The organism is Nocardioides marmoraquaticus, assembly GCF_054777915.1.
Genome location: NZ_BAAHAA010000006.1, coordinates 22648 through 46661 on the forward strand (window position 1 = coordinate 22648; position 24014 = coordinate 46661).

A 24014-nucleotide genomic window follows, 5' to 3' on the forward strand; every position below is an offset into this window, starting at 1 on the left:
GCCCCGGCCTACGGCTCGTCGGGGAAGGCGTCCCCGGCGGCGTCCTCGGGGGCGGGCGGGGACGGGGTCGAGCTGGGCTGCTCGAGCTGCTCCTCGGTGGGGTCGTCGAGGTCGAGCTCGACGTAGTCCTGCACCGTGATCCGGCCGCGGGTGTCGACGTCGACGGGCTGGAGGCCGACGGGCCGGCCGTCGCGGAAGGTCAGCAGTGTGAACTGGGCGTCGCGGCGCAGCTTGCTGCCGATCGCGATGGCGTACGCCGCTCCCCCGGTGGTGCCGTTGGTGTAGGTGTAGCCGATCTCGCCGTTGGCGCCCTCGACCGCGTCGGGGCCGACCTGGGCGTGCAGGTGGCCGGCGACGACGAGGTCGGCGCACCCCTGCGCGAGCGCCTCGCGGCCGAGGTTGGCGTCGTGCACGACGAGCAGGTTCGTCCGGTCGCCGTCGGCGTCGCGGGCGCACACGTCGTCGGCGATCGCCTGCTCGACCTCGGTGAACGACAGCCCGCTCTCGTCGCGCCAGGTGCCGAGCCCGCTGGAGCGCGGGTCGTCGATGCCGGTGACGCGCACGCCGTCGAGGTCGACGGGCTCGCCGTCGAGGTGGGTCCAGCCGCGCTCGGCGAGGTAGCCGGCCACGAAGTCGCCGTGGTCGTGGTTGCCCGAGATGCTGAACCGGTGCTCGTAGCCCTCGAAGGCGGCGTCGAGCGAGTCGAGGCTGAAGGCCTCCCACGGCTCGCCGGTCGAGGTGTCGTCGCCACCGGTGATGACGGCGGTGGCGCCCGCGGCGTCGGCGGCACGGCGCACGACAGCGTCCATGCCGATGTTGTCGTGCCGGTCGGTCACCAGCACCGCGACGGTGTCGCCGTCGTCGGGCGTGCGGAAGTCGTCGGCCACGTCGTCGACGCGCTCGAGCACGTCGTCGTAGAACCGCGTCGACCGGTCGTAGGTGTCGAGCGCGCTCTGCAGCAGCCGCCGCGTGCCGGTGGTGAACATGCCGCCCTGCACCTGCCAGCCGGCCAGCTCGGTCGGCACCTGCAGGTCGGGGTAGGCGTCGCCCAGCGACAGCCAGGTGTCGTCCTGCACGGGTGTGGGGCGCTCCTCCCAGGGCTTCGGCAGCAGCACGATCACCAGCCCCAGCACCACGACGTACGCCGCCCACCCGCGCCAGGTGCGCGGCGTGCGGGTGGCCACGCCGGCCAGCTGGCGGCGCCGGCCGACGCCCAGCAGCAGCCAGAGCCCCGGCAGCACCAGGCCCGCGAGGGTGCCTCGGACCAGCGCGTCGCCGACCTGGCCCCGCACCACCTCGGTGACGCGTCGCTGCTCGGCGTCGGGGTGCGCGGCGATGGCGGCGTACCGCTCGGCCACCTCCGTGGCGGTGTCGGCCGTGGTCTTGCCCATGACGACGTCGACGCCGACCCGGCCCTCGGCGGGCAGCCGCAGGTCGGGCAGGTAGGGGCCGGTGCGGAGCTGCACCCAGCCGTCGAGGGTCGGCGTGACCACGGCGTCGTGGCCGGCGACCACGCTCTCGCGGCCGTCGTGGGTGAAGGCGTAGAGCGTCACCGGGACCGCGACCGCTGCCCACACCAGCAGCAGCGCGAGCGCCTCGAGCACGACCCGTCGACGGGGGCGCCGGGTGGTCGGGGCGCTCACACCCACGCTCAGCCCGCCTCGGCCCGGGCGCGCGAGATGGCGTAGAGCGCGACGCCGGCGGCGACGCCGGCGTTGAGCGACTCGACGGACGCGGCCATCGGGATCGAGACCAGCTGGTCGCAGGTCTCGGCCACCAGCCGGGACAACCCGCCGCCCTCGGCGCCGACCACGAGCACGAGCGGCCCCGTGGCGAGGTCGAGGTCGGGCAGGTCGACGTCGCCGTCGGCGGCCAGACCGACCACCATGCAGCCCGCCTCCTGGTAGGCCTTCAGCTGCCGCACCAGGTTGGTGGCCTGCGCGACGGGCAGCCGCGCGGCGGCGCCGGCCGAGGTCTTCCAGGCCGAGGCCGTCATGCCGGCCGCTCGCCGCTCGGCCACGACGACGCCGTGGGCGCCGAAGGCTGCGGCGGACCGCACGACCGCGCCGAGGTTGCGGGGGTCGGTGACGGAGTCGAGCGCGACCACGAGGGCCGCCTCGTCGTTGGCGGCGGCGTCGTCGAGCAGGTCGTCGGGGTGGGCGTACTCGAAGGCGGGGATCCGCGCCGCGACGCCCTGGTGCACCGCGCCGCTCGTCAGCCGGTCGAGCTCGACGCGCGGCACCTCGAGCAGCGAGATGCCCTGGTCGGCCGTGGTCGCGAAGATCTCGCGCAGCCGGCCGTCGCGCTCGGCACCCTCGGCGAGGTAGACGCCGGTCACGGGCACGCCCGCGCGCAGCAGCTCGACGACGCTGTTGCGCCCGGCCACCCACTCGGCGTCGCCCCCGCGCGGCGTACGACGCTGCGGCCGGCCCTGCTGCGTCTTGGCGGTGCGGCGGGCGTCCTTGTAGGCCTTGTGGTTGGGCCGCTCGGCCGCCTTGGGGGTCGGCCCCTTGCCCTCGAGGCCCTTGCGGCGCCGGCCGCCCGACCCCGCGGTCGGGTTGCCCTTGGAGGAGGTGCGGGTCGCACCCTTGCGCTTGGAGTTGCCGGCCATCAGCGTCGCCCCGCGATCGTCCAGGTGGGTCCGGTCGGGGTGTCCTCGACCTCGACGCCGGCGGCCTTGATGCGGTCGCGGATGGCGTCGGCGGTGGTGAAGTCCTTGGCGGCCCGCGCCTCGGCGCGCTGCTCGAGCAGGCCCTGCACCAGGGCGTCGACGACACCGTGCAGGTCGCCCGCACCGGCCTTGGACGGCTCGGGCTCGAGGCCCAGCACACCGAGCATCGCGCGGACCTCGGCGGCCTCGGCGGCGGCGTCGCCGCCCTCGGCGAGCGCGCGGTTGCCGCGTCGTACGGTCTCGTGGAGCACCGCGACCGCGGCGGGCGTCGACAGGTCGTCGTCCATCGCGGAGGCGAAGGCCTCGGGCACCTCGCCCGCCTCGCCGGGGCCGACGCGCTCGAGGAAGCCCTCGACGCGCTGGTAGCCCGCGGCCGCCTCGTCGAGCGCCTCGAAGCCGAACTCCACCGTCGAGCGGTAGTGGCTCGCGACCATGTAGTAGCGCAGCTCGACGCCGCGCACCCGCTCGAGCACGGCCGGCACCCGCAGCGTGTTGCCGAGCGACTTGCTCATCTTCTCGCCGGCGGTGGTGATCCAGGCGTTGTGCAGCCAGTACGCCGCGAAGTCGCGGCCGGCGGCACGGCTCTGCGCCTGCTCGTTCTCGTGGTGGGGGAAGCGCAGGTCGACGCCGCCGCCGTGGACGTCGAAGGCGTCGCCGAGGTACTTGCCGGCCATGGCCGAGCACTCGATGTGCCACCCCGGGCGGCCGCGGCCCCACGGGCTCGGCCAGCTCGCGGTCAGCGGCTCGCCGTCCTTGTGGCCCTTCCACAGCGCGAAGTCGCGCGGGTCGCGCTTGCCGCGGGGGTCGGCGTCGGGCGCGGCCTCCATGTCGTCGACCGCCTGGCGGGTGAGCTCGCCGTACGACGGCCAGGAGCGCACGTCGAAGTAGACGTCGCCCGATCCGTCGCCGGCGGCGTAGGCGTGGCCGCGCTCGACCAGCTCGCCGATCAGCTCGAGCATCTCCGGCACGTGGCCGGTCGCGAGCGGCTCGTAGGTCGGCGGCAGCACCCGCAGCGCGTCGTAGACGCGGGTGAGCTCGCGGGCGACCTCGTAGGCGAGGTTGTACCAGGGGCGGCCCTGGTCGGCCGCGGTCGCGAGGATCTTGTCGTCGATGTCGGTGACGTTGCGGACGAGGTCGACCTCGAGCCCGCTGGCGGTCAGCCAGCGGCGCAGCACGTCGAAGGAGACCGCCGAGCGCACGTGGCCGACGTGGGGCTCGGACTGCACGGTGAGGCCGCAGACGTAGACCGACGCCCGTCCCGGGGTGCGGGGGACGAAGTCGCGCACGGAGCGCGTCGCGGTGTCGTAGAGCCGGAGTGCCACCGGGCAATCCTAGGGATCGACCCCGACCCGGCCCGACTCGACCGGATCGACCTCCCGTGAAGTGCCCTGAGTTGCACCATTCTGGTGCGGATGTGACGGATGAGTCCTACTGTGACTTACATGTCGCGTCTTCCCCAGATCCTGCGCGGCCGGACCACCCTCTCGGCCCACCGCATCCGCCTCGTCCCCCTGCTCGTCCCCGCCGTCGCGCTGGCGCTCGCCGCCGGCACGGCCCCGACCCCCGCCCACGCACTCGTCCAGGCCGCCGCGCCGCGCACCCCCGACACCCAGACCACCCACACCTTCCGCCAGGTCACCACCGACGCCCAGCTCGAGGCCGGCGCCGTCGGCCGCGGCCTCAGCGTCTCCGGCGGCTCGCTGCGCCTCACCGACCCCGCGGCCGCGACCACCACGTCGTACGCCGGCCAGACCTGGCGCACCGCCGCTTGGACCTCGGTGTGGACCCGGCCCGGCCACGGCTTCACCGAGCTCATCCCGTCGTGGGAGGCCCGCACGCCCGTCGGCACCTTCGTCACGGTCAGGGCACGCGTCGCCGCCGGCACCGCCACCAGCGGCTGGAAGGTGCTCGCGCGCTGGACCGGCCACGACGACGGCTTCCGCCGCACCTCCGCCGGCACCCAGGCCGACGCCCTCGCCTCGGTCGCCACCGACACCGTCCGCGCCGCCCGCCGGGTCACGCTGACCCGCTACCAGCTGCGCGTCGAGCTGCACCGCCTCCAGAACAGCTCCAGCAGCCCGGTGCTGCGAAGCGTTCAGGCCGTCGCCAGCCGGCTCGGGCCGCTGCCCGCCACCAGCCGGCCGCTGTACGGCGCCCGCTCGCTCGCCGTCCCGCGCTTCTCCCAGATGGTGCACCGCGGCCGCTACCCGCAGTGGGGCGGCGGCGGCCAGGCCTGGTGCTCGCCGACGGCGCTCGCCATGGTGCTGAAGTTCTACGGCAGGCTGCCGGCCGCCGCGTCGTACTCCTGGGTCGACCGCAGCCGCGGCGACCGCGTCGTGCCCGCCGTGGCGCGCTCGGTCTTCGACCACGGCTACGACGGGGCCGGCAACTGGGCCTTCAACACGGCGTACGCCAGCAACCGCGCGGGCAGCGCCTTCGTGACCCGGCTGCGCGACCTGCGCGACGTCGAGCGCTTCGTCGCCGCGGGCGTGCCGCCGGTGGTGTCGGTCTCGTTCTCCCGCGGCCAGCTGCGCGGTGCCCCGATCAGCAGCACCGCCGGCCACCTGGTGGTCGTCCGCGGCTTCACCGCCTCCGGCGACGTGCTGGTCAACGACCCCGCCGCCCCGACCAACGCCTCGGTCTCGCGCACCTACGACCGCGCGCAGTTCGAGCGGGCCTGGCTGTCGAGGTCCCGTGGCCTGACCTACCTCGTCACGACGCCCACCTCTCCCCTGCCCCAGGCCACCCGCCTCCTGCCCTGACCCCTCCCACGACCGGCCGTCGCCCCCATCGGGGTCGGCGGCCGGTCGTGGTGCGTCCGGGTCTCGCAAACTTGCGGGCTCGGGCCCCCCTCAGCCCGCTTCGAAGCGGACCGAGGGCCAGCCGGTGGCGCCGTCGGGGAGCACGTCGGCGACGGCCGCGGTCTGGGTCTCGCCGGAGGTGTCGGTGGCGCAGCAGACGACCTCGTGCTCGCCCGGGCCGACATCGACCGCGAGCGCCCACTGGACCCAGGTGTCGGCCGACGGCACCCGGCCGAGCCGGGCCTGCTGCCACGGCCCGCCGTCGACCTGCACCTCGACCGCCTCGATCCCGGTGTGCTGGGCCCAGGCGACGCCGGCGACGGTGACCGAGCCGGACGCCACGGAGTCGCCGTCGCGCGGCACGTCGATGCGCGACATGGTCTTGATCGGGCCCTTCTCGCCCCAGCCGCGGTCGGTCCAGTACGCCGAGATCTCGTCGTAGCGCGACACCTCGAGGTCGACCACCCACTTGGTCGCCGACACGTAGCCGTAGAGCCCGGGCACCACCACCCGCACCGGGAAGCCGTGCTCGACGGGCAGCGGCTCGCCGTCCATCGCGAGGGCCAGCAGCGCGTCGCGGTCGTCGGTGAGGGCGGCGAGCGGGGTGCCGCAGGTCCAGCCGTCGGCGGAGGTCTGCAGCACCGCGTCGGCACCGGGCAGCGGGCCGGCCTCGGCCAGCAGCTCGCGCACGGGTACGCCGCTCCACCGCGCGTTGCCGACCAGGTCGCCGCCGACGGGGTTCGACACGCACGTCAGGGTCACCCACGTCTCGCTGAGCCCGCGGGCGACGAGGTCCTCGTAGGAGACGGTCAGCTCGCGCTCGACCATGCCGTGGATGCGCAGCCGCCACTCCTCCGGGCGGATCGCGGGCGGCGCGATGGCGGTGTGGATGACGTAGAAGTCGTCGACCGGCGTGCGCCACGGCGCCACCCCGTCGACGCCGAGGGAGGCACCCCCGGGCACCACGACCGGCGTGACCGGGAGCCGCAGCAGCCGGCGGGCGGCCTCGACGCTGCGGCGCGCCCCGCCCGCGGCACGCCCCGCCACCGCGACCACGCCGGACACCAGGACGGCGAGAGCGGCCCGCTGGAGGAACCGGCGGCGCGACTCCGACACCGCGGCGGCGGGCGACAGCAGCGGTGCGCCCAGCACCCGCAGCACCACCGCCCAGGTCGCCAGGCCCGCGAGCACCGAGAGCACCGCGCCCATCGCGGGCGCCGTGCGGCTCAGCACGGCGGCGAGACCGGTGCCGGCCAGCACCAGCAGCACCACCCCCGGCACGGCGGGAGCCCGCTGCGACCAGCTGGCGGCGTACCCCACGAGCAGGAGGACCGCGACCACCGTGCCGGTCAGCAGCACCGGCTTGCCCGCCTCGCCGAGCAGCCGCAGCGCCAGCTCGACCACGGGGCCGGGCGTCAGGTCGCGCACGCTCGCGGCCACGGCGTCGACCGGGGTGGTCTCGGAGCGCAGCGCCCAGGCGACCCCCTCGCTCACCGCGAGGCCGCACGCGGCGGCGACCACACCGGCGAGGGCGAGCAGCCACCGCGTGGCGCGCGGCCCGCGCACGGCGGGGGTCGCGGAGCCTTGGGCGCGCTCGACGGTAGTCATTCCTCCATGGTCGCGCACGGTGGGAGCGGGCCGGCGGACCAGGGACGGGGCACGGCATGATGCGGCGCATGGTCGAGGAGCTGCGCGTCGGGATCGGCACCGACGTCCACCGGCTGGTCGAGGGCCGCCCGATGCGGATGGCGGGCCTCGCCTGGCCCGACGAGGCCGAGGGGCCGGAGGGCCACTCGGACGGCGACGTCGTGCTGCACGCCTGCTGCGACGCGCTCTACTCCGCCGCCGGGCTCGGCGACCTCGGCAGCAACGTCGGCACGGGCGACCCCCGCTGGGCCGGCGCGTCGGGCCACGACCTCCTCGCCGAGGCGCTGCGCCGGGTGCGCGAGGCCGGCTGGGAGGTCGCCAACGTCGCCTGCCAGCTCGTCGGCAACCGGCCCAGGCTGGCACCCCGGCGCGCCGAGGCCGAGGCGCTGCTGCGCGAGCGCCACGGCGTCGTGGTCACGCTGAGCTCGACCACCACCGACGGCCTCGGGCTGACCGGCCGCGGCGAGGGCGTGGCCGCCGTCGCGACCGCGCTGCTGGTGCGGGCTCGCTGAGGCCACGCGGCGGTGGTGCCACCATGGGCAGCGTGAGACCCGGACGAGGCACCCTGCTGATCTCCTCCGCCACGCTCGCCGACCCGAACTTCGCCCGCACGCTGGTGCTCGTGCTCGACAGCCACGACGACGGCGCCCTCGGCGTCGTGCTCAACCGCCCGGCCACGACCGGCGTCGACGAGGTGCTCGCCGGGTGGGGCGACCTCGTCTCCGAGCCGCGCGTGCTGTTCTCCGGCGGCCCGGTCGAGGGCAGCGCCGCGGTCGCCGTGGGCCTGCTGGCGGGCAGCGGCCTGCCTCCGGTCTGGCAGCCGCTCACCCCGACCCTCGGAGTGGTCGACCTCGACCAGCCGCCCTCCGCGTACGTCGGCCACCTCGCGGGGCTGCGCATCTACGCCGGGTACGCCGGCTGGGGCGCGGGCCAGCTCGAGGGCGAGATCGACGAGGGCGCGTGGCACCTCGCGCCCGCCCTCGACAGCGACCTGTTCCACGCCGAGCCCGATGCGCTGTGGCGCGAGGTGCTGCGGCGCCAGCCGGGTCAGGTGGCGATGCTGTCCACCCTGCCGACCGACGCGACGATGAACTGAGGCCCGATGACCCGGAGCGACCTGCGCACCAGCGACGGCCACCGGCTCGCCGTGTCGACGTACGGACCCGACGACGCCCCGGTCACCGTCTTCCTCGCCCACTGCTGGACGCTCAACCAGCACGACTGGCACTACCAGGTGCGCGACCTGATGGCCGAGTTCGGCCACCGGGTGCGGATCGTGACGTGGGACCACCGCGGCCACGGCGAGTCCGACCCCGTACGCCGCTCCGAGGCGACCGTCGAGCTGCTCGCCCGCGACTGGGGCGAGCTGGTCGACGAGCTCGCGCCGACAGGTCCGCTCGTGCTGGCCGGTCACTCCATCGGCGGCATGGCGCTGATGGCGCTCGTGGAGCTGCGGGCCGACCTCTTCGACCGGGTCGTCGGGGTGGCACTGGTCTCGACGTCGGGCGGTCGCCTCGACACCGTCACGCTCGGCCTGCCCGAGGCCGGGCCGCTGGTACGAGCGCAGATCCCGCGACTGCTCGACCTGCGCTCGCGCACGCTGTCGCGCCGCGCCCGTCGCCGCGCCCCCGTCGCCGAGCGGCTGGTGATGCGTGGCCTCGTCTTCGGCACCCCGATGCGGCTGGCCGACGCGGCGCTCGCCGTCGAGGGCCTGATCTCGTGCCCCGGCGACACGGTGGTGGGGTTCTACCGCGACTTCATGCAGCACGACCGGGTCGAGGTGCTCGAGATCCTGGGCGACATCCCCACCCACGTGCTCGTCGGCAGCAAGGACGTGCTCACCCCGCCGTCGCACGCGCGCCGCATCGCCGAGCACGCCCCGGGCGCCACGCTGACCGTCGCCCCCGGAGCCGGCCACATGCTGCCGCTCGAGCGCGAGGTGCTGGTCTCCGGCACGCTCGCCCGCCTCGTCCGCCCGTACGCCGCCTCGGCCGCCGACCCGGCGCGGCCCCTGCGCCGGGCCCGGGCCTCGTGAGCGTCCCCCGCGCCGCGGCGGTGCTGCTCGCCGCCGGGTCCGGCACCCGGGTCGGCCACGAGCGCAACAAGGTGCTGCTGCCGGTGCTCGGCGTGCCCCTGCTCGCGCACTCGGTGCGCACCGTGCTCGACGTCGAGGGCGTGACCCGCGTGGTGCTGGTCTGCCGCCCCGAGGACCACGACGAGGTGCAGGACGCCGTGTCGCCGCACCTCGGCCCGCACGACCTGTGGCTGGTCGAGGGCGGCCCCGCCCGCCACGACTCCGAGTGGCAGGCGCTGCAGCCGCTCGCCGCCGAGGTCGACGCCGGCGAGATCGAGGTCGTCGCGGTGCACGACGCCGCCCGCCCCCTCGCCCCCGCCGCGCTGTGGCGCCGGGTGGTCGACGCGGCAGCGCGGCACGGCGGCGCGCTCCCGGTGACCCGGCCCGCGGGGATCGTCGGTCGCGACGGCCGGCCTGCGGCCGCGGTCGCTGCCGTGCAGACGCCGCAGGCCTTCCGCGCCCGGCCGCTGCTGGCGGCGTACCGGCGGGCGGCGGAGACCGGTTTCACCGGCACCGACACGGCGTCGTGCCTGGAGCACTTCGGGTTCTTCGACGACCTCGAGCTGGTCGGGGTGCCGAGCGGGCCCGACAACCTCAAGGTCACCTTCCCCGAGGACCTCGCCCTCGCCGAGGAGCTGCTGGCCCTCAGGCCCGACGCTGCTCCACCCGGCTGAGCGCGGCCAGCACCTCGAGCTCGGCCTCGTCGGCGACGCGACGGCCGAGGGGCGGCGCCGGCAGCTGCCGCACCGGGAACCGCGCCGCGAGCACGGTCACCAGCGCCGGGAGGTCGCGCACGTCGGGCTCCTCGGCCAGCGCCTCGACCACCGTCGCGGGCAGCACCACCGGCGAGGCGACCGCGACGAGCGCGTCCCGGTCGAGCGTCTCGCCGAGGCGCAGCGTGCCGTCGTCCTCGACCCCCGCGACCTGCTTGACGGTGTCGGTCACGGGCCGGCAGCCGACCACGACCGCGCCGGTACGCCTGCACTCCTCGACCGCCTCGGCGAGGAACGACGCCGGCACCAGCGGGCACAGCGGGTCGTGCACGACCAGCACGCGGCCGGCCTCGCGCACCTGCTCCCACGCCACCGACAGGTCGTAGAGCTCGGCCCCCGCCGTCGTCAGCGCCCACGACGCCGCGGCGAGCAGCGACTCCCCGTGCACCAGGGCGAACGGCAGCGACCCCCGCCCCTCGACCGGCACCACCCCCAGCGCGGGCTCGACCTCGTCGTACGCGTCGTCGCTCACGTGGTCAGGCTAGGGGCAGGGCTCCTGGCGCAAAGTCACTGGTTAGCCAGTGACTTGGTCACTGAGCGCGGCAAGCAACAGTGGTTCAGCGTCAGACTTCGTGGCTCAGCGAGCCGGCGCGGGTCTTCCCGCGCGGACAGACCCACCCCCGGACCACCCCGTGACGCACCGAACCCCCGGGACGGCGTCCCGGGGGTTCGGTCGGTGGATCGGTGACGAGGACCCGTCAGGAAGCGAGCACCTCGTCGAGGAGGGTCTCGGCCTTGTCCTCGTTGGTGTGCTCGGCCAGGGCCAGCTCGGAGACGAGGATCTGGCGGGCCTTGGCGAGCATGCGCTTCTCGCCGGCCGACAGGCCACGGTCGCGCTCGCGGCGCCACAGGTCGCGGACGACCTCGGCCACCTTCATCACGTCGCCGCTGTGCAGCTTCTCCAGGTTGGCCTTGTAGCGGCGCGACCAGTTGGTGGGCTCGTCCGGCACGACGGCACGGAGCACCTCGAAGACGCGGTCGAGCCCGTCCTTGTCGACGACGTCACGGACGCCGACCAGGTCGAGGTTGCACGCAGGCACGCGGACCACGAGGTCCTGCTGGGCGACGATCCTCAGCACGAGGTACTGACGCTCCTCGCCCTTGATCGTGCGCATCTCGATGTCTTCGATGACCGCGGCCCCGTGATTCGGATAGACAACCGTTTCGCCGACAGTGAAAGTCATATGGATGTGTTCCCCTTTCGAGGTGACCAGTCTAACACGCGACTGGACCACGGATGAAGCCTGTTTCTGCAGGTCAGGCCCACATTGAGGGCTTGACAAAGGTCCACTTCGTGTGCCGCGCGGGGCCCTCGGTGGCCCGCTCGGCGCGCCTCCTGGCACCCCCGTCGACCCGTTGCCCGGGGCAACGTCGTGCCCTCTCGACGAGGGTCCTCCGATTGCCCGAACCCTGGGTCTGACCTGGCCCGATGGTCCATGATCGGAGCATGAGCACGCAGTCGACCACGGGGTCCGGAGAGCGGTCGTCAGCCACGTCGCCCGAGGCTGCCGACGGCGCCGCGACGCAGCCGCGCGGACACGCCCGCACGGCATCGGAGAAGAGCAGCCCGAGCGCAGCCCGAACGCCGGGGCAGCTGCGCTCGCTGCTCCGCGCCGCGCACCCGCGCCAGGCGCTCGCCGTCGCCGTCGTGGTCGGCCTGCTCGTCGCGCTCATGGGCCGCCCGCCGCGCGAGTGGGCCGCGAGCGCGGCCGCCGTCCTGGTGGTGCAGCTGTTCCTCGGCCTGCTCGACGACCTGTGGGACCTCGAGGAGGACCGCGCCACCCAGGCGCCCGGCAAGCCGCTGGCGGCCGGGCACGTCGCGACCGGCAACGCGACGTACGCCCTCGCCGTGCTCTTCCTGCTCGCCGTGCCGCTGTCGCTGCAGAACGGCGTCGTCGCCGGCCTGTGGCTGCTCGGCACGCTCGTCGTCGGCGTCGTCCACCACCGCTGGCTGCACCGCGGACTGCTGTCGTGGGTCGGCTGGGCGGCGACCTTCGCGATGCTGACCGCCTTCGTCAGCTGGGGCGGCTGGGGCAACCAGGCCGAGGGCTCGGCCCCCGTCACGTCCTTCGCCGTGCTCGCCGCCGTGCTCGGCGTCCTGGTGCACGTCGCGACCGCGCTGCCCGACCTCGTCACCGACAACCGCGGCAGCGTCCGGCACCTCCCGCTGCGGGTGGCGCTGCGCACCGGCGCACCCCGGCTGTTCTGGGCCACGGCGGTCGCGCTGGTGGTCGTCGTCGCGGCCATGGTCTACGTGGCCCTCACGCAGGGCATCGCGCTCTGAGCCGATAGGCTCGCGGCGCTCACGGGGTACGCGTCGTACGACGCTCCCGCCGCGCGAGCCACTCGACCGACGCCGAGAGGACCCACCCATGCCGAGCCGCACCCGCCGTCGTGCCGCTGCCGCCTCCATGCTGCTCGCCGCCTCCGGGTTGACCGCGTGCGGCTTCGGCGTGCAGACGAACCAGCCCTACCAGCCGGCCGTCGGCCCCAACCAGAGCGAGGGCCGGATCAGTGTCCTCGGCACCACGGTCGTCGTCGAGGGCGAGGAGACCGCCCAGCAGGGCACGCTGTCGACCAACATCGTCAACGACGACCTCTCCGAGGGCGTGGCGCTCGACTCGGTCACCAGCGACGACGACGTGCAGGTCGAGCTGCTCGAGCCGATCGAGGTCGGGCCGCAGGCGGGCCTCGACCTCTCCGACACCGGCGCCGTCCTCGTCACCGGCGAGCTGACCCCCGGCGCCTACGTCGCCCTCACCTTCGTCTTCGACAACGGCACCGAGATCCCGATCGACGTGCCGGTCGTCAACGACCTCCCGCCCTTCGACGAGGTCACCCCCGCCGAGGGCACGCCGTCGTCCGAGCCCAGCAGCAGCCCCGGCACGTCGCCCTCCGAGGACGTCTCCCCGAGCGCCGGACCGTCGTCCAACCCCGACGAGCCCAGCGACGGCGAGGGCTCCGGCGCCGACTCCACCAACGAGGACAACTGATGGCTCGCACCCTCATCCTGCTCCGCCACGGCGAGAGCGACTGGAACGCCAAGAACCTCTTCACCGGCTGGGTCGACGTCGCCCTGACCGACAAGGGCCGTACCGAGGCCGTCGCCGGGGGCGAGCTGCTCGTCGAGGAGGGTCTGCTCCCCGACGTGGTGCACACCTCGCTGCTGCGCCGCGCCATCACCACCGCCCACCTCGCGCTCGACGCCGCCGACCGCCACTGGATCCCGGTGCACCGGTCGTGGCGGCTCAACGAGCGCCACTACGGCGCGCTGCAGGGCAAGGACAAGAAGGCGACCCTCGAGCAGTACGGCGAGGAGCAGTTCATGACCTGGCGCCGCAGCTTCGACGTGCCGCCTCCGCCGATCGACGCCGACGACGAGTGGTCGCAGGCCGGCGACGCCCGTTACGCCGACCTCGGCGACGAGCTCCCCGCCACCGAGTGCCTCAAGGACGTCATCGCGCGGATGCTCCCCTACTGGGAGTCCGCGATCGTCCCCGACCTCGACGCCGGCCGCACCGTGCTCGTCGCCGCCCACGGCAACAGTCTCCGCGCCGTCGTCAAGCACCTCGACGGCATCAGCGACGACGACATCGTCGGTCTCAACATCCCCACCGGCCAGCCCCTCGTCTACGAGCTCGACGACTCCTACCAGCCGATCGAGAAGGGCGGCCGCTACCTCGACCCCGAGGCTGCCGCCGCCGCTGCTGCCGCCGTCGCCAACCAGGGCCGCTGAGCGCAGCTGCTCACCCGCCCAGGCGGGTCATCGGTGACGTCGTGGTCGCCGCGACAGTCACGACGTCACCGAGAAGGTCACGGAGTCGCGCCCCCGGGCCCGGAGCCCGACCGGTCGGCCTGGTCCGGGACTGGTCGGCCGAGATCGAGGCCGACCAGTGCAGAAGTACCCGGTCAACCGGGGATTTCTGCACACTCCTGAGGCTCGTGTGACTCACCGACCCGGCAGCGGCCGTCGCAGGGCGGCGGGGAGGCGGGCGGCGCCGGGGGCGTCGGGCGACGACGCGAGGGTGTCGTCGGGGTTGTAGAGCGTGCACGAGCGCAGCGACAGGCAGCCGCAGCCGATGCACCCGTCGAGGCCGTCGCGGAGTCGCTCGAGGGCGGCGATCTGCTCGTCGAGCCGGCCGCGCCAGCTGCGCGATATCCGCGCCCAGTCGGCGCGGTCCGGCGGCCGGCCGTCGGGAAGCCGGTCGAGCTCGGCACGGACCTCCTCCAGCGTCAGCCCCACGTGCGAGGCCGCACGGATGAACGCCAGCCGCCGCAGCACGTGCCGCTCGAACTCGCGCCGACCGCCCGGCGTACGGGTCGAGGAGATCAGCCCCTCGGCGTCGTAGTAGCGGATCGCCGAGGCGGCGTACCCGCTGCGGCGCGCCACCTCGCCGATGCCCAGCAGGTCGCGCGACCTCATCCGGACCACCCCTTGACCTCAAGTCGGCTTGAACTCCGAGAGTAGGTCACATGACCACACCCACACGACCCACTGCCCTCGTGACCGGCGGCTCCTCGGGCCTCGGCCTCGCCCTCGTACGACGCCTGGCCGGCACCGGCTGGCGCATCGTCACCGACGCCCGTGACGGCGACCGCCTCGCCACGGCGACCGCCGGGCTCGACGTCGAGCGCGTGCCCGGCGACGTCGCCGACCCCGACCACCGGGCCGCTCTGGCCGACCGCGCGAGCGGCGGCCTCGACCTCCTCGTCCTGGGCGCGAGCACGCTCGGCCCGCTGCCGATGCGGCCGCTGGCGGCGTACGGCGACGACCTCGCGCCGGCGCTGACCGACGTGCTGGTCACCAACGCCGTGGCCCACGCCGACCTGCTGCGGCGCCTCACCGACGCCCTGCGCCTGCGCGCGGGGGCCGCGGTGGCGATCAGCAGCGACGCCGGCGTCGCCCACTACGAGGGCTGGGGACCGTACGGCGCCTCCAAGGCCGCCCTCGACCACCTCGTGCTCACCGCCGCCGCCGAGACCGGGTTGCACGTCTACGCACTCGACCCCGGCGACATGCGCACCCCGATGCACGCCGACGCGTTTCCCGGCGAGGACATCGGCGACCGACCGCTGCCCGAGACCGTCGTCGACCCGTTGCTGCGGCTCGTCGACCGGCGTCCGGCGTCCGGGCGCGTCACCCTGGCCGACCTGGTGGTGCCGGCGTGAGCGCGCTCAGGGAGCGCAGCCGGGTGCGGTTCGAGGCCCCAGAGGGTGCCTTCGCGATGTCGCCGCCCGAGGCGCGCGGCCTGGCGCGCGACGACGTACGACTGCTCGTCGCGCGCGACGAGGGTGTCGCGCACGCACGGTTCCGCGACCTGGCCGACCACCTCGCTCCCGGCGACCTGGTCGTCGTCAACAACTCGGCGACGGTCCACGGCGAGGTCGACGCCCTCGCCGACGGCCGGCCCGTCGTGCTGCACGCCGCCACCCGCCTGCCCGGCGGCGACTGGGTCGTCGAGCTGCGGTCGTGGCCCGACGCCGACCGCGCCGTGCTCGACGCGCGCCCGGGCACCGTCGTGCGGGTCGGCGCGCTCGACCTGGTGCTGCGGGCGCCGTACCCCCGCGACGGCTCCTCCCCCACCGGCGAGGGCAACCGGCTGTGGCGCGCCCGGGTCGACGGCGACCTGAGGTCGCTGCTCGACCGCGTGGGGCGGCCGATCGCCTACGGCTACCTCGACCGCCGCTACCCGCTCGCCGACTACCAGAGCGTCTTCGCCCACGTGCCCGGCAGCGCCGAGATGGCCTCCGCCGGACGGCCCTTCACCGACGCGCTGCTGACCCGGCTCGTGGCCCGCGGCGTCGGCGTCGTCCCGATCACGCTCCACACCGGTGTCTCGTCGCAGGAGGCGGGCGAGGGGCCGCAGCCGGAGTGGTACGACGTCCCGCCCGCCACCGCGCGCGCCATCACCTCCGCCCGGGCCGCCGGGGGCCGGGTGGTCGCGGTCGGCACCACCGCGACCCGGGCGCTCGAGTCGGCGGTCGTCGGCGGCCGCGTCGAGGCGTCGTCGGGCTGGACGTCGCGGATCGTCACCCCCGCCGACCCGCCCGCGGTCGTCGACGGCCTCGTCACCGGCTGGCACGACGCCGAGGCCTCCCACCTGCTGCTCGTGGAGGCCGTCGCCGGCGCCGACCTCGCCCAGGCGGCGTACGACGCCGCCGTCGCCGAGCGCTACCAGTGGCACGAGTTCGGCGACTCCGCCCTGCTGCTGCCGTCCCGGGGATGAACCACGGCTGGCGCGCCCTGGTTACCCGCCCAGCCGGAAAATCGGTGACTTGTCGGCCGCCGCAACAGCCGACAAGTCACCGAGAAGGACGACAAGTCCCGCAGACGACGCACGACGGCCCGGCCCCCAGAAGGGGGCCGGGCCGTCGGGAGGCGTGCGTCACGCGTACTGGGGGTGCTCGCCGGTGACGAGGAAGACGACGCGGCGGGCGATGGAGACCGCGTGGTCGGCGATGCGCTCGTAGTAGCGGCCGAGGAGGGCGATGTCGACGGCGGGCTCGACGCCGTACTTCCAGTCGGAGCCGAGCAGCTCGCGGAAGGAGTTGCGGCGCAGCTTGTCCATCTCCTGGTCGATGAACTCCAGCTCCTCGGCGGCGCTGATGTCGTTGGCCTCGATGATGTGCTCGACCTTGGCGACCATGACCTCGGCGACGGCGGCCATGCGCTCGATGGTGGGGACGACGCCCTCGGGCACGGCCACCTCGGGCACCCGCAGGCGCGCGATCTTGGCGACGTGGACGGCGAGGTCGCCCATCCGCTCGAACTCGCTGACCATGCGCAGCGAGGCGACGAGCATGCGCAGGTCGCCGGCGACGGGGTTCTGCAGCGAGAGCACCTCGAAGGACCGCTCCTCGAGCTTCTCGCGGAGGCTGTCGATGCGGGCGTCGGCGCTGATGACCTTCTCGGCCTTGGCGGCATCGCCCTCGAGCAGCGACTCGGTGCCCTCGGTCAGGGCGGTGCGGACGAGCTGGGCCATCTGCACCAGGTCGCCGCGGATGGAGTCGAGCTGCTCGGAGAAGGCTTCACGCATGCGCATAACTTAGGCAGCCGCGGGTGAAGAGACGAAGTCAGTCCGTGAACGCGTGGTGAACGGCCCCGGAAAGGCTCTGGAAAGAGTCGTCGCGGGCCGGACGAGGCCGGACACCCTGCGTACAGTTGGCAGTCGTGGACCCGACACTGCAGGCCCTGCTCTTCGCGCTGCTCGGCGCGGTGCTGGGTGGCGGGACGGTCCTGGCGTTCCGCATCAGCGAGCGGCAGCGGCGTACGCCGCCCGCCCCGGAGCCCACGCTGCCCCCTGGCGTCGCCGCCGTGCTGTCGGTGCTGCGCTCGAGCGCGCTCGTCGTCGACGGCAGCGACGCGGTGCTCAAGGCCTCCGCCCCGGCCATCGCGATGGGGCTGGTGCGCGGCCAGCAGGTGACCGAGCGCGAGCTGGCCGACCTGGTGCGCCAGGTGCGCCGCGACGGCCAGATCCGCGAGACCGAGCTGACGATCCAGCGCGCCGGCCTCCCGCCGCGCCACGTCACCGCCCGCGTGGCGCCACTGAGCTCGCAGCTCGTGCTGGCGCTGGTCGAGGACCGCACCCGCGAGCGCCGGGTGGAGTTCATCCGCCGCGACTTCGTCGCCAACGTCAGCCACGAGCTGAAGACCCCGGTGGGCGCCATCAAGCTGCTCGCCGAGGCCGTCATCGACGCCTCCGACGACCCCGAGGCCGTGCAGCGCTTCGCCGAGCGCATGCAGAAGGAGAGCGACCGGCTCTCCCGGTTGGTGCAGCAGATCATCGAGCTGTCGCGGCTGCAGGGCGACGACCCCCTGGTCGAGCCCGTCGCCGTCGAGGTCGACGAGATCGTCGCCCGCGCGATCGACGAGAGCGCCACCGAGGCGCGCGCCCGCAGCATCGCCGTACGCCGCTCCGGCGACCAGGGCCTGGTGATGCTCGGCAACCGCGAGCAGGTGGCCGTGGCCCTCGGCAACCTCGTCGCCAACGCCGTCGCCTACTCGCCGGAGGGCTCGACCGTCGTGGTGTCGTCGTCGGGCACCCCCACCGCCGTCGAGATGGCCGTGACCGACCAGGGCATCGGCATCCCCGCCGGCGAGATCGACCGGATCTTCGAGCGGTTCTACCGCGTCGACCCCGCCCGCCACCGCTCCACCGGCGGCACCGGCCTCGGCCTGTCGATCGTCAAGCACGTCGCCGCCTCCCACGGCGGCCACGTCGACGTCTGGTCGGTCGAGGGCCAGGGCTCGACCTTCACCCTCACCCTTCCCCGCAAGCCCGGGCCGCTGCCCGAGGGCGGGGACGCCGGCGCGGCCGACCCGCGCTCGGCCTACCCGGCGGCGCAGCCCGACGCCGCCCAGCAGAAGGAGAACGCGTGACCCGCGTGCTAGTCGTCGAGGACGAGGAGAGCTACAGCGACGCCCTGGCGTACATGCTGCGCAAGGAGGGGTTCGAGGTCGCCATCGCGGCCACCGGCCCCGAGGCGCTCAGCGAGTTCGACCGCGCCGGCGCCGACATCGTGCTGCTCGACCTGATGCTCCCGGGGCTGCCCGGCACCGAGGTGTGCCGCCAGATCCGGCAGAGCTCCAACGTCCCCGTGATCATGGTCAGCGCCAAGGACGACGAGGTCGACAAGGTGGTCGGGCTCGAGCTCGGCGCCGACGACTACGTCACCAAGCCGTACTCGCCCCGCGAGCTCGTCGCCCGCATCCGCGCCGTGCTCCGCCGGGGCACCGAGCCCGACCTCGCCCCCTCGACGCTCGAGGTGGGGCAGGTCCGCATGGACGTCGAGCGCCACATCGTCACCGTCGCCGGCGAGGAGGTGCGGCTGCCGCTGAAGGAGTTCGAGCTGCTCGAGATGTTCCTGCGCAACCCCGGCCGCGTGCTCACCCGTGGTCAGCTCATCGACCGCGTGTGGGGCTCCGACTACGTCGGTGACACCAAGACCCTCGACGTCCACGTCAAGCGGCTGCGCGCCAAGCTCGAGGACAACCCGGGCGACCCCCAGCTGCTCACCACCGTGCGTGGGCTGGGCTACAAGCTCGACCTCTGAGCGACCCGCGCGGGATCGGGCACAGTGGCCCGGTGGACGTGCGACAGGTGGGGGTCGAGGAGGAGCTGCTCCTCGTCGACCCGGCGACACGGCGGCTGACGTCGCGGCAGCGCCACGCCCTGGCGCTCGCCGACGACGGTGGCGCACCGGTCGAGGGCGAGCTCTACCTCGAGCAGGTCGAGACCCAGACCCCGCCCACCCGCGACCTCGGCGAGCTGGCGACGTTCCTCCGTGACGGCCGGCGCGCGCTCGGCGAGGCCGCCCGCCGGGCCGGGGCCGTGGCGGTCGCCGTCGGCACGCCGGTGCTGGTCGACGACCCGGCCGGGGCGGCCGCGATCGCGCCCGACGACCGCTACCGCCGCATCCGTGACGGCTACGGCGAGCTCGCCCGCAGCGCCACCGCCTGCGCGATGCACGTGCACGTCGACGTCGCCGACCCCGAGGAGGGCGTGCGGGTCGTCGACGGCATCGCCCCGTGGCTGCCGCTGCTGCTGGCCCTCAGCGCCAACTCGCCGTACGCCGCCGGGCGCGACACCGGGCACGCCAGCTGGCGCTCGCAGGTCTGGTCGCGGTGGCCGTCGCACGGGTCGCACGAGCCGTTCGGCGACGTCGCGACCTACGACGAGGTGCGCGGGCGCATGGTCGAGTGGGGCGCGGCGCTCGACGAGGCGATGGTCTACCTCGACGCCCGCCTCGGCGTCGGCACGCCGACCGTCGAGGTGCGCGTGGCCGACGTGTGCGCCGAGCCCGACGACGCCGTCGTGGTCGCCGCGCTCGCCCGGGCGCTGGTGGCCCTGGCCACCGCCGCCCGCGGCCAGGTGCGGCACTGGCGCGGCGACCTGCTGCGCGCCGCGACCTGGCGGGCCGCGCGCCACGGGCTCGCCGGCACGCTCGTCGATCCGGTCACCCGCTCGCTGGTCCCGGCCCGCGATGCGCTCGCGTCGCTGGTCGGGCACTGCGCTCCCGCGCTCGCCGCGGCCGGCGACACCGCGCTGGTCGACGACGGCCTGGAGCGCCTGCTCGCGCGCGGCAACGGCGCGACCCGGCAGCGGGCGGCGTACGAGGCCGGCGGCACGCTCGAGGCGGTCGTCGACGACGCGGTGGCCCGGTCCGAGGCGGCCTGGTCGTAGACCGACCGGCAGCTAGGCAGCTCCGGTCCGCGACACGCCGGGTGCAGGAGCGCTCGGACGGCAAGCCGCCAGCTCTTCGACGCCGTACGTCGACGTCCGGAACCCGCGAGCGCCCGCCCGACGACCGGGCCTAGCCTCGGCGCGTGAGCGATCGGCCCTCCTGGCTCCCCCTGGCCGCCGTCGGCACCACGCTGGTGCTCTGGGCGTCGGCGTTCGTCGCCATCCGGCACCTCGGCGACGACTTCGGTCCCGGAGCGCTCTCGCTGGGGCGCCTGCTGGTGGCGTCGGTGTGCCTCGCGGTCGTGGTGCTGCCGCGACGGCTGCCGTGGCCGACCCGGCGACAGTGGCCACCGGTCGTGGCCATCGGCGTGCTCTGGTACGCCGTCTACAACGTCGCGCTGAACGCCGGCGAGCTGCGGGTCGACGCCGGCACCGCCGCGATGCTGATCCAGGTCTCCCCCGTGCTCATCGCGTTGCTGGCCGCGGCGTTCCTCGGCGAGCGCTTCACCGCGACGCTCGGGGCCGGGCTCGCGCTGGCCTTCGGCGGCGTCGTGCTCATCGCTGTCGGCTCCTCGGGCGACGGCGCCTCGACCGAGTGGGCCGGCGTGCTGCTCTGCCTGGTCAGCGCGGTGTCGTACGCCGTGAGCGTGGTGCTGCAGAAGCCGCTGGTCGGTGCGCTCCCCGCGGTGCAGGTGACGTGGCTGGCGTGCACGGTCGGGCTCGCGTGCTGCCTGCCGTTCGCCGGGCAGCTGGTCCGCGACGTCGCCGCGGCACCCCTGTCGTCGATTGGCTGGCTGGTCTTCCTCGGCGTCGGCCCGACCGCGATCGCGTTCAGCACCTACGCCTTCGCGCTGCGGCACATGTCCGCCTCCAGCCTCGGGGTGACGACGTACCTCGTCCCCCGATCACCATCGTGCTCGGCCTGCTCCTGCTCGGCGAGGCCCCGCCCGCCCTCGCGTACGCCGGCGGCGCGCTCACCCTCGTCGGCGTCGCCGTCGCCCGTCGGCGCCCACGTCGCGTCGTACCGGCCGCCGCTGCCTGACTGGTCGGCCTGTTTCGGCAGTCGTGGGCCGAGATCTCGGCCGACAACTGCAGAAGTCCCCGGTTGACCGGGGACTTCTGCTCACTCCTGGGGCTGGTGGGACTCAGTCGTCCGTCGGCGAGCCGAGGTCGTCGAGGGAGAGTGGGCCGCGGAAGGCCTCGAGGTTGCGGGTGGACTCGCCGTGGGAGACGCGCCAGACCCACTCCTTGCGGATCGAGTCGGCGAAGCCGAGCTCGAGGATGACGTTGAAGGAGCCGTCGGCGTGCTCGAGCACCGAGCCGAGCAGGCGGTCGACCGACGAGGGCGTGACGGCCTCGAGCGGCAGCCGGCCGTCGAGGTAGATGTCGCCGACGCCGTCGAGGGCGAAGGAGACCCCGAAGGTCTTCATGTTGCGCTCGAGCAGCCAGCGGTAGACGACCTCGTGGTTCTCGTCGGGCTGGCGGCAGCAGAACGCGTGCACCTGCAGCGAGTGCGGGCCGACGTCGAAGCGCACCGGCGTCTTGAGCTTCTTCTCGCCCGGCAGCTCGACGGCGAGCGAGGTGGGGCCGGCGTGCTCCCAGGTGAGCTCGGCCTCCTGGAGCACGCCGACGAGGGTCGCCATCGCCTGCTCCTGCTCGGGCGAGAGCTCGGTCGGGTCGAGGCGGGTCACGGGCAGCTCTGAGGTCACGGAGCGACTCCTGTCGGGTCCTGGCGCATGGCGTCGCGGGCGGCGGCGTACACCCGCAGCATCTGCTCGGCGTTGCGCCCCCAGCCGAACTCGCGGGCGTGGTCGGCGGCGCCGGCGCCGAGCTGGTCGGCCAGGTCGGGCTCGAGCAGGACGCGCTCGAGGGCCCGGGACCACGCCGCCGGGTCGTGACCCTCGACCAGCAGGCCCGAGCGCTCGTGACGCACGGCCGTCGTCAGCCCGCCGACGGCGGCGGCGACGACGGGGGTGCCGACGGCCTGCGCCTCGACGGCGACGAGGCCGAAGCTCTCGTTGTACGACGGCACGCACACCACGCTCGAGGCGGCGTACCAGTCGACCAGCACCTCGCGCTCGACCGGCGGCACGAACGCGACGGCGTCGGCGAGGCCGAGCTCGTCGGCCAGACGCACCAGGGAGTCGGGGCGCGCCAGACCGGAGCCGGACGGGCCGCCCACCACCGCCACCCGGACGACGGGCCGCAGGTCGGGCCGGCGGCGCAGCAGGTCGGCGACCGCCCGGAGCATGACGTCCGGCGCCTTCAGCGGCTGGATGCGGCCGACGAACGTGACGAGGTGGCCCCGCTCGGGCAGGCCGAGGCGGGCCCGGGCCCCGGCGCGGTCGCGCGGGGTGAACATCTCGAGGTCGACGCCGGGGTGGACGACCTCGACCCGCGACGGCTCGGCGTCGTACAGGTCGAGCAGCTGCTTGGCCTCGTCGTCGGTGTTGGCCACGAGCATGTCGGCCGCGGCCACCACCTGCTCCTCGCCGATCAGGCGGGCGGCGGGCTCGGGGGTGTCGCCGTCGGCGAGGGCGGCGTTCTTGACCTTCGCCATGGTGTGCATGGTGTGCACCAGCGGCACGCCCCACCGGTCGCGGGCGAGGGCGCCGACCTGGCCGGAGAGCCAGTAGTGGCTGTGCACGACGTCGTAGTGCCCGAGCGGGTGCTGGGCCTCGGCGCGCAGCACCTCGCGGGCGAACACGCACAGCTGCGCCGGGAGCTCGTGCTTGGTCAGGCCCTCGAACGGCCCCGCCGCGACGTGGTGCACCGCCACGCCCGGCTCGACGTCGACGACCGGGGGCAGCGCGCTGCTGGTGGCGCGGGTGAACAGGTCGACCTCGATGCCGCGCTGCGCGAGCTCGCGGGCGAGCGCGAGGACGTAGACGTTCATGCCCCCCGCGTCGCCCGTGCCGGGCTGGTCGAGGGGGGAGGTGTGGAGGCTGACCATCGCCACGCGGCGTACGGCGTGCTGACCCACCCGCCACCTCCTCCACTGCGCCTGACCGCTTCGGTCGTGCGCTCCCTATCATGGCCCGCGGACCTGACCCGCTGCCCCGGAGGTACCCCATGCCCGACTCCGCGTCCCCCACCGCCCTCGTCACCGGTGCGAGCAGCGGCATCGGCGCCGCCACCGCCCGCGCCCTGGCGGCCGACGGCTTCGAGGTGTGGTGCGCCGCGCGCCGGGCCGACCGGGTCGAGGCGCTCGCGGAGGAGATCGGCGGCCACGCCGTGGTCTGCGACGTCACCTCGAGCTCGTCGGTGGCCGAGATGGCCGCGCAGGTCACCTCCCTCGACGTGCTCGTCGCCAACGCCGGCGGCGCCTTCGACATGGCGAGCGTCGAGGACGGTGACCCCGAGACCTGGGCGCGGACGTACGACGTCAACGTCCTCGGCGTGCTGCGCACCTTCCAGGCGCTGCTCCCCGCCCTGCGCGCCGACGGCGGCGGGCTCACCGTCGTGATGGGCTCCACCGCCGGCCGCGTCGCCTACGAGGGCGGCGCCGGCTACACCGCCGCCAAGCACGGCACCAAGGTGCTCGTCGAGACGCTGCGCCTCGAGCACGTCGCCGAGCCGCTGCGCTTCACCGAGGTCGCTCCCGGGATGGTCGCCACCGAGGAGTTCGGCCTCGTCCGCTTCGGCGGCGACCAGGCCAAGCGCGACGCGACGTACGCCGGCGTGGCCGAGCCGCTCGTCGCCGAGGACATCGCCGAGATCGTCCGCTGGGTCGCCTCCCTGCCGCCCCACGTCGACATCGACGAGGTCGTCGTGCGCCCCCGCGCCCAGGCCGCCCAGCACAAGGTGCACCGGGAGGGGTGACGGTCCGCCGGCGGCGCGGCTCGGGGCCGACGGGTGGTGGTG

At 74.7% G+C, this 24014-nt stretch carries 25 protein-coding genes; 15 read left to right on the forward strand and 10 right to left on the reverse strand.

Going from position 1 to position 24014, the window contains the following annotated elements:
* Positions 1-8 precede the first annotated feature (8 nt).
* From ACYU8I_RS06080 to cysS, 3 genes are read right to left on the reverse strand one after another with little or no spacing between them, the layout of a single operon-like run.
* Complete coding sequence (locus tag ACYU8I_RS06080) at positions 9-1643, reverse strand: metallophosphoesterase (RefSeq protein WP_460838540.1); 1635 nt, start codon at positions 1641-1643, stop codon at positions 9-11.
* Between the two features lie 8 nt (positions 1644-1651).
* A complete protein-coding gene (gene rlmB, locus ACYU8I_RS06085; protein WP_460838543.1) occupies positions 1652-2611 on the reverse strand; it encodes a 23S rRNA (guanosine(2251)-2'-O)-methyltransferase RlmB in 960 nt (319 codons plus the stop codon).
* Positions 2611-3993 carry a cysteine--tRNA ligase gene (gene cysS, locus ACYU8I_RS06090; protein ID WP_460838544.1) on the reverse strand — a complete coding sequence of 461 codons (1383 nt, stop codon included), beginning with the start codon at positions 3991-3993 and terminating at the stop codon, positions 2611-2613. Before cysS ends, rlmB begins: the two co-directional genes overlap by 1 nt.
* Positions 3994-4113: 120 nt before the next feature.
* On the opposite strand from cysS, the gene ACYU8I_RS06095 reads away from it, so the two are divergent.
* On the forward strand, positions 4114-5433 hold the full coding sequence (locus ACYU8I_RS06095; protein WP_460838545.1) for a peptidase C39 family protein: 1320 nt from the start codon (positions 4114-4116) through the stop codon (positions 5431-5433).
* Between the two features lie 90 nt (positions 5434-5523).
* On the opposite strand, the gene ACYU8I_RS06100 is transcribed toward ACYU8I_RS06095, so the two are convergent.
* Positions 5524-7080 carry a molybdopterin-dependent oxidoreductase gene (locus ACYU8I_RS06100; protein WP_460838547.1) on the reverse strand — a complete coding sequence of 519 codons (1557 nt, stop codon included), beginning with the start codon at positions 7078-7080 and terminating at the stop codon, positions 5524-5526.
* Positions 7081-7139: 59 nt separating this feature from the next.
* Between ACYU8I_RS06100 and ispF the strand changes: the two genes are divergently transcribed.
* The 4 genes from ispF to ACYU8I_RS06120 are packed head-to-tail and all read left to right on the forward strand — an operon-like array spanning position 7140 to position 9867.
* Positions 7140-7631: a 2-C-methyl-D-erythritol 2,4-cyclodiphosphate synthase gene (gene ispF, locus ACYU8I_RS06105; RefSeq protein ID WP_460838844.1), complete on the forward strand. Its 492-nt coding sequence runs from the start codon at positions 7140-7142 to the stop codon at positions 7629-7631.
* Positions 7632-7654: 23 nt separating this feature from the next.
* Positions 7655-8215 carry a YqgE/AlgH family protein gene (locus ACYU8I_RS06110; protein WP_460838549.1) on the forward strand — a complete coding sequence of 187 codons (561 nt, stop codon included), beginning with the start codon at positions 7655-7657 and terminating at the stop codon, positions 8213-8215.
* Between the two features lie 6 nt (positions 8216-8221).
* Entirely contained in the window at positions 8222-9154 is a 933-nt protein-coding gene (locus ACYU8I_RS06115; RefSeq protein WP_460838551.1) for an alpha/beta fold hydrolase, read from the forward strand.
* Complete coding sequence (locus ACYU8I_RS06120) at positions 9151-9867, forward strand: IspD/TarI family cytidylyltransferase (protein WP_460838552.1); 717 nt, start codon at positions 9151-9153, stop codon at positions 9865-9867. Before ACYU8I_RS06115 ends, ACYU8I_RS06120 begins: the two co-directional genes overlap by 4 nt.
* Here the strand turns inward: ACYU8I_RS06120 and ACYU8I_RS06125 are convergent.
* Both ACYU8I_RS06125 and ACYU8I_RS06130 read right to left on the reverse strand, forming a co-directional pair.
* Positions 9839-10438, reverse strand: coding sequence for a 2-C-methyl-D-erythritol 4-phosphate cytidylyltransferase (locus tag ACYU8I_RS06125; protein WP_460838555.1), 600 nt, complete (start codon positions 10436-10438; stop codon positions 9839-9841). The two genes, ACYU8I_RS06120 and ACYU8I_RS06125, sit on opposite strands and share 29 nt — an antisense overlap.
* A gap of 226 nt (positions 10439-10664) precedes the next feature.
* Positions 10665-11150, reverse strand: a complete 486-nt coding sequence (locus ACYU8I_RS06130; RefSeq protein ID WP_460838845.1) for a CarD family transcriptional regulator — start codon at positions 11148-11150, stop codon at positions 10665-10667.
* A 263-nt stretch (positions 11151-11413) separates the two neighbouring features.
* On the opposite strand from ACYU8I_RS06130, the gene ACYU8I_RS06135 reads away from it, so the two are divergent.
* From ACYU8I_RS06135 to ACYU8I_RS06145, 3 genes are all read left to right on the forward strand, one after another.
* Positions 11414-12250 (forward strand): UbiA family prenyltransferase, encoded by an 837-nt coding sequence (locus ACYU8I_RS06135; RefSeq protein WP_460838557.1) that lies wholly within the window; start codon positions 11414-11416, stop codon positions 12248-12250.
* An 88-nt stretch (positions 12251-12338) separates the two neighbouring features.
* Complete coding sequence (locus tag ACYU8I_RS06140) at positions 12339-12959, forward strand: hypothetical protein (RefSeq protein ID WP_460838559.1); 621 nt, start codon at positions 12339-12341, stop codon at positions 12957-12959.
* The gene (locus ACYU8I_RS06145) at positions 12959-13702 is read left to right on the forward strand and encodes a phosphoglyceromutase (protein ID WP_460838561.1); all 744 of its coding nucleotides are present in this window, start codon (positions 12959-12961) and stop codon (positions 13700-13702) included. Before ACYU8I_RS06140 ends, ACYU8I_RS06145 begins: the two co-directional genes overlap by 1 nt.
* Positions 13703-13915: 213 nt before the next feature.
* On the opposite strand, the gene soxR is transcribed toward ACYU8I_RS06145, so the two are convergent.
* Positions 13916-14389, reverse strand: a complete 474-nt coding sequence (gene soxR / locus ACYU8I_RS06150; protein WP_460838563.1) for a redox-sensitive transcriptional activator SoxR — start codon at positions 14387-14389, stop codon at positions 13916-13918.
* Between the two features lie 50 nt (positions 14390-14439).
* On the opposite strand from soxR, the gene ACYU8I_RS06155 reads away from it, so the two are divergent.
* Both ACYU8I_RS06155 and ACYU8I_RS06160 read left to right on the forward strand, forming a co-directional pair.
* Positions 14440-15135: an SDR family NAD(P)-dependent oxidoreductase gene (locus ACYU8I_RS06155; protein ID WP_460838566.1), complete on the forward strand. Its 696-nt coding sequence runs from the start codon at positions 14440-14442 to the stop codon at positions 15133-15135.
* Positions 15132-16193, forward strand: coding sequence for an S-adenosylmethionine:tRNA ribosyltransferase-isomerase (locus tag ACYU8I_RS06160; RefSeq protein ID WP_460838568.1), 1062 nt, complete (start codon positions 15132-15134; stop codon positions 16191-16193). The genes ACYU8I_RS06155 and ACYU8I_RS06160 overlap by 4 nt, the downstream gene beginning before the upstream one ends.
* Positions 16194-16352: 159 nt before the next feature.
* Here ACYU8I_RS06160 and phoU read toward each other — a convergent pair whose 3' ends face one another.
* A complete protein-coding gene (gene phoU / locus ACYU8I_RS06165; RefSeq protein ID WP_460838569.1) occupies positions 16353-17003 on the reverse strand; it encodes a phosphate signaling complex protein PhoU in 651 nt (216 codons plus the stop codon).
* Positions 17004-17137: 134 nt separating this feature from the next.
* On the opposite strand from phoU, the gene ACYU8I_RS06170 reads away from it, so the two are divergent.
* From ACYU8I_RS06170 to ACYU8I_RS06185, 4 genes are all read left to right on the forward strand, one after another.
* Positions 17138-18346, forward strand: coding sequence for a sensor histidine kinase (locus tag ACYU8I_RS06170; protein ID WP_460838571.1), 1209 nt, complete (start codon positions 17138-17140; stop codon positions 18344-18346).
* Positions 18343-19020 carry a winged helix-turn-helix domain-containing protein gene (locus ACYU8I_RS06175; RefSeq protein ID WP_460838573.1) on the forward strand — a complete coding sequence of 226 codons (678 nt, stop codon included), beginning with the start codon at positions 18343-18345 and terminating at the stop codon, positions 19018-19020. The genes ACYU8I_RS06170 and ACYU8I_RS06175 overlap by 4 nt, the downstream gene beginning before the upstream one ends.
* Before the next feature lie 32 nt (positions 19021-19052).
* Positions 19053-20150, forward strand: a complete 1098-nt coding sequence (locus ACYU8I_RS06180; RefSeq protein WP_460838575.1) for a carboxylate-amine ligase — start codon at positions 19053-19055, stop codon at positions 20148-20150.
* A 143-nt stretch (positions 20151-20293) separates the two neighbouring features.
* Positions 20294-21259, forward strand: a complete 966-nt coding sequence (locus ACYU8I_RS06185; RefSeq protein WP_460838577.1) for a DMT family transporter — start codon at positions 20294-20296, stop codon at positions 21257-21259.
* 36 nt (positions 21260-21295) lie between these two features.
* Here ACYU8I_RS06185 and ACYU8I_RS06190 read toward each other — a convergent pair whose 3' ends face one another.
* Positions 21296-21859: a type III secretion system chaperone family protein gene (locus ACYU8I_RS06190; RefSeq protein ID WP_460838579.1), complete on the reverse strand. Its 564-nt coding sequence runs from the start codon at positions 21857-21859 to the stop codon at positions 21296-21298.
* Complete coding sequence (gene mshA, locus ACYU8I_RS06195; RefSeq protein ID WP_460838581.1) at positions 21856-23133, reverse strand: D-inositol-3-phosphate glycosyltransferase; 1278 nt, start codon at positions 23131-23133, stop codon at positions 21856-21858. The genes ACYU8I_RS06190 and mshA overlap by 4 nt, the downstream gene beginning before the upstream one ends.
* 89 nt (positions 23134-23222) lie before the next feature.
* Here mshA and ACYU8I_RS06200 point away from each other — a divergent pair, with 89 nt between their 5' ends.
* A complete protein-coding gene (locus tag ACYU8I_RS06200; protein WP_460838583.1) occupies positions 23223-23972 on the forward strand; it encodes an SDR family oxidoreductase in 750 nt (249 codons plus the stop codon).
* Positions 23973-24014: the final 42 nt, after the last annotated feature.

Bases quoted from the DNA above. Each gene is read 5' to 3' on its own strand.
- rlmB (WP_460838543.1), bottom strand. From the start codon at position 2,611: ATGGCCGGCAACTCCAAGCGCAAGGGTGCGACCCGCACCTCCTCCAAG.
- ACYU8I_RS06095 (WP_460838545.1), top strand. From the start codon at position 4,114: ATGTCGCGTCTTCCCCAGATCCTGCGCGGCCGGACCACCCTCTCGGCC.
- ACYU8I_RS06100 (WP_460838547.1), bottom strand. From the start codon at position 7,080: ATGACTACCGTCGAGCGCGCCCAAGGCTCCGCGACCCCCGCCGTGCGC.
- ispF (WP_460838844.1), top strand. From the start codon at position 7,140: ATGCGGCGCATGGTCGAGGAGCTGCGCGTCGGGATCGGCACCGACGTC.
- ACYU8I_RS06110 (WP_460838549.1), top strand. From the start codon at position 7,655: ATGGGCAGCGTGAGACCCGGACGAGGCACCCTGCTGATCTCCTCCGCC.
- ACYU8I_RS06115 (WP_460838551.1), top strand. From the start codon at position 8,222: ATGACCCGGAGCGACCTGCGCACCAGCGACGGCCACCGGCTCGCCGTG.
- ACYU8I_RS06130 (WP_460838845.1), bottom strand. From the start codon at position 11,150: ATGACTTTCACTGTCGGCGAAACGGTTGTCTATCCGAATCACGGGGCC.
- ACYU8I_RS06135 (WP_460838557.1), top strand. From the start codon at position 11,414: ATGAGCACGCAGTCGACCACGGGGTCCGGAGAGCGGTCGTCAGCCACG.
- ACYU8I_RS06140 (WP_460838559.1), top strand. From the start codon at position 12,339: ATGCCGAGCCGCACCCGCCGTCGTGCCGCTGCCGCCTCCATGCTGCTC.
- ACYU8I_RS06145 (WP_460838561.1), top strand. From the start codon at position 12,959: ATGGCTCGCACCCTCATCCTGCTCCGCCACGGCGAGAGCGACTGGAAC.
- soxR (WP_460838563.1), bottom strand. From the start codon at position 14,389: ATGAGGTCGCGCGACCTGCTGGGCATCGGCGAGGTGGCGCGCCGCAGC.
- ACYU8I_RS06155 (WP_460838566.1), top strand. From the start codon at position 14,440: ATGACCACACCCACACGACCCACTGCCCTCGTGACCGGCGGCTCCTCG.
- phoU (WP_460838569.1), bottom strand. From the start codon at position 17,003: ATGCGTGAAGCCTTCTCCGAGCAGCTCGACTCCATCCGCGGCGACCTG.
- ACYU8I_RS06200 (WP_460838583.1), top strand. From the start codon at position 23,223: ATGCCCGACTCCGCGTCCCCCACCGCCCTCGTCACCGGTGCGAGCAGC.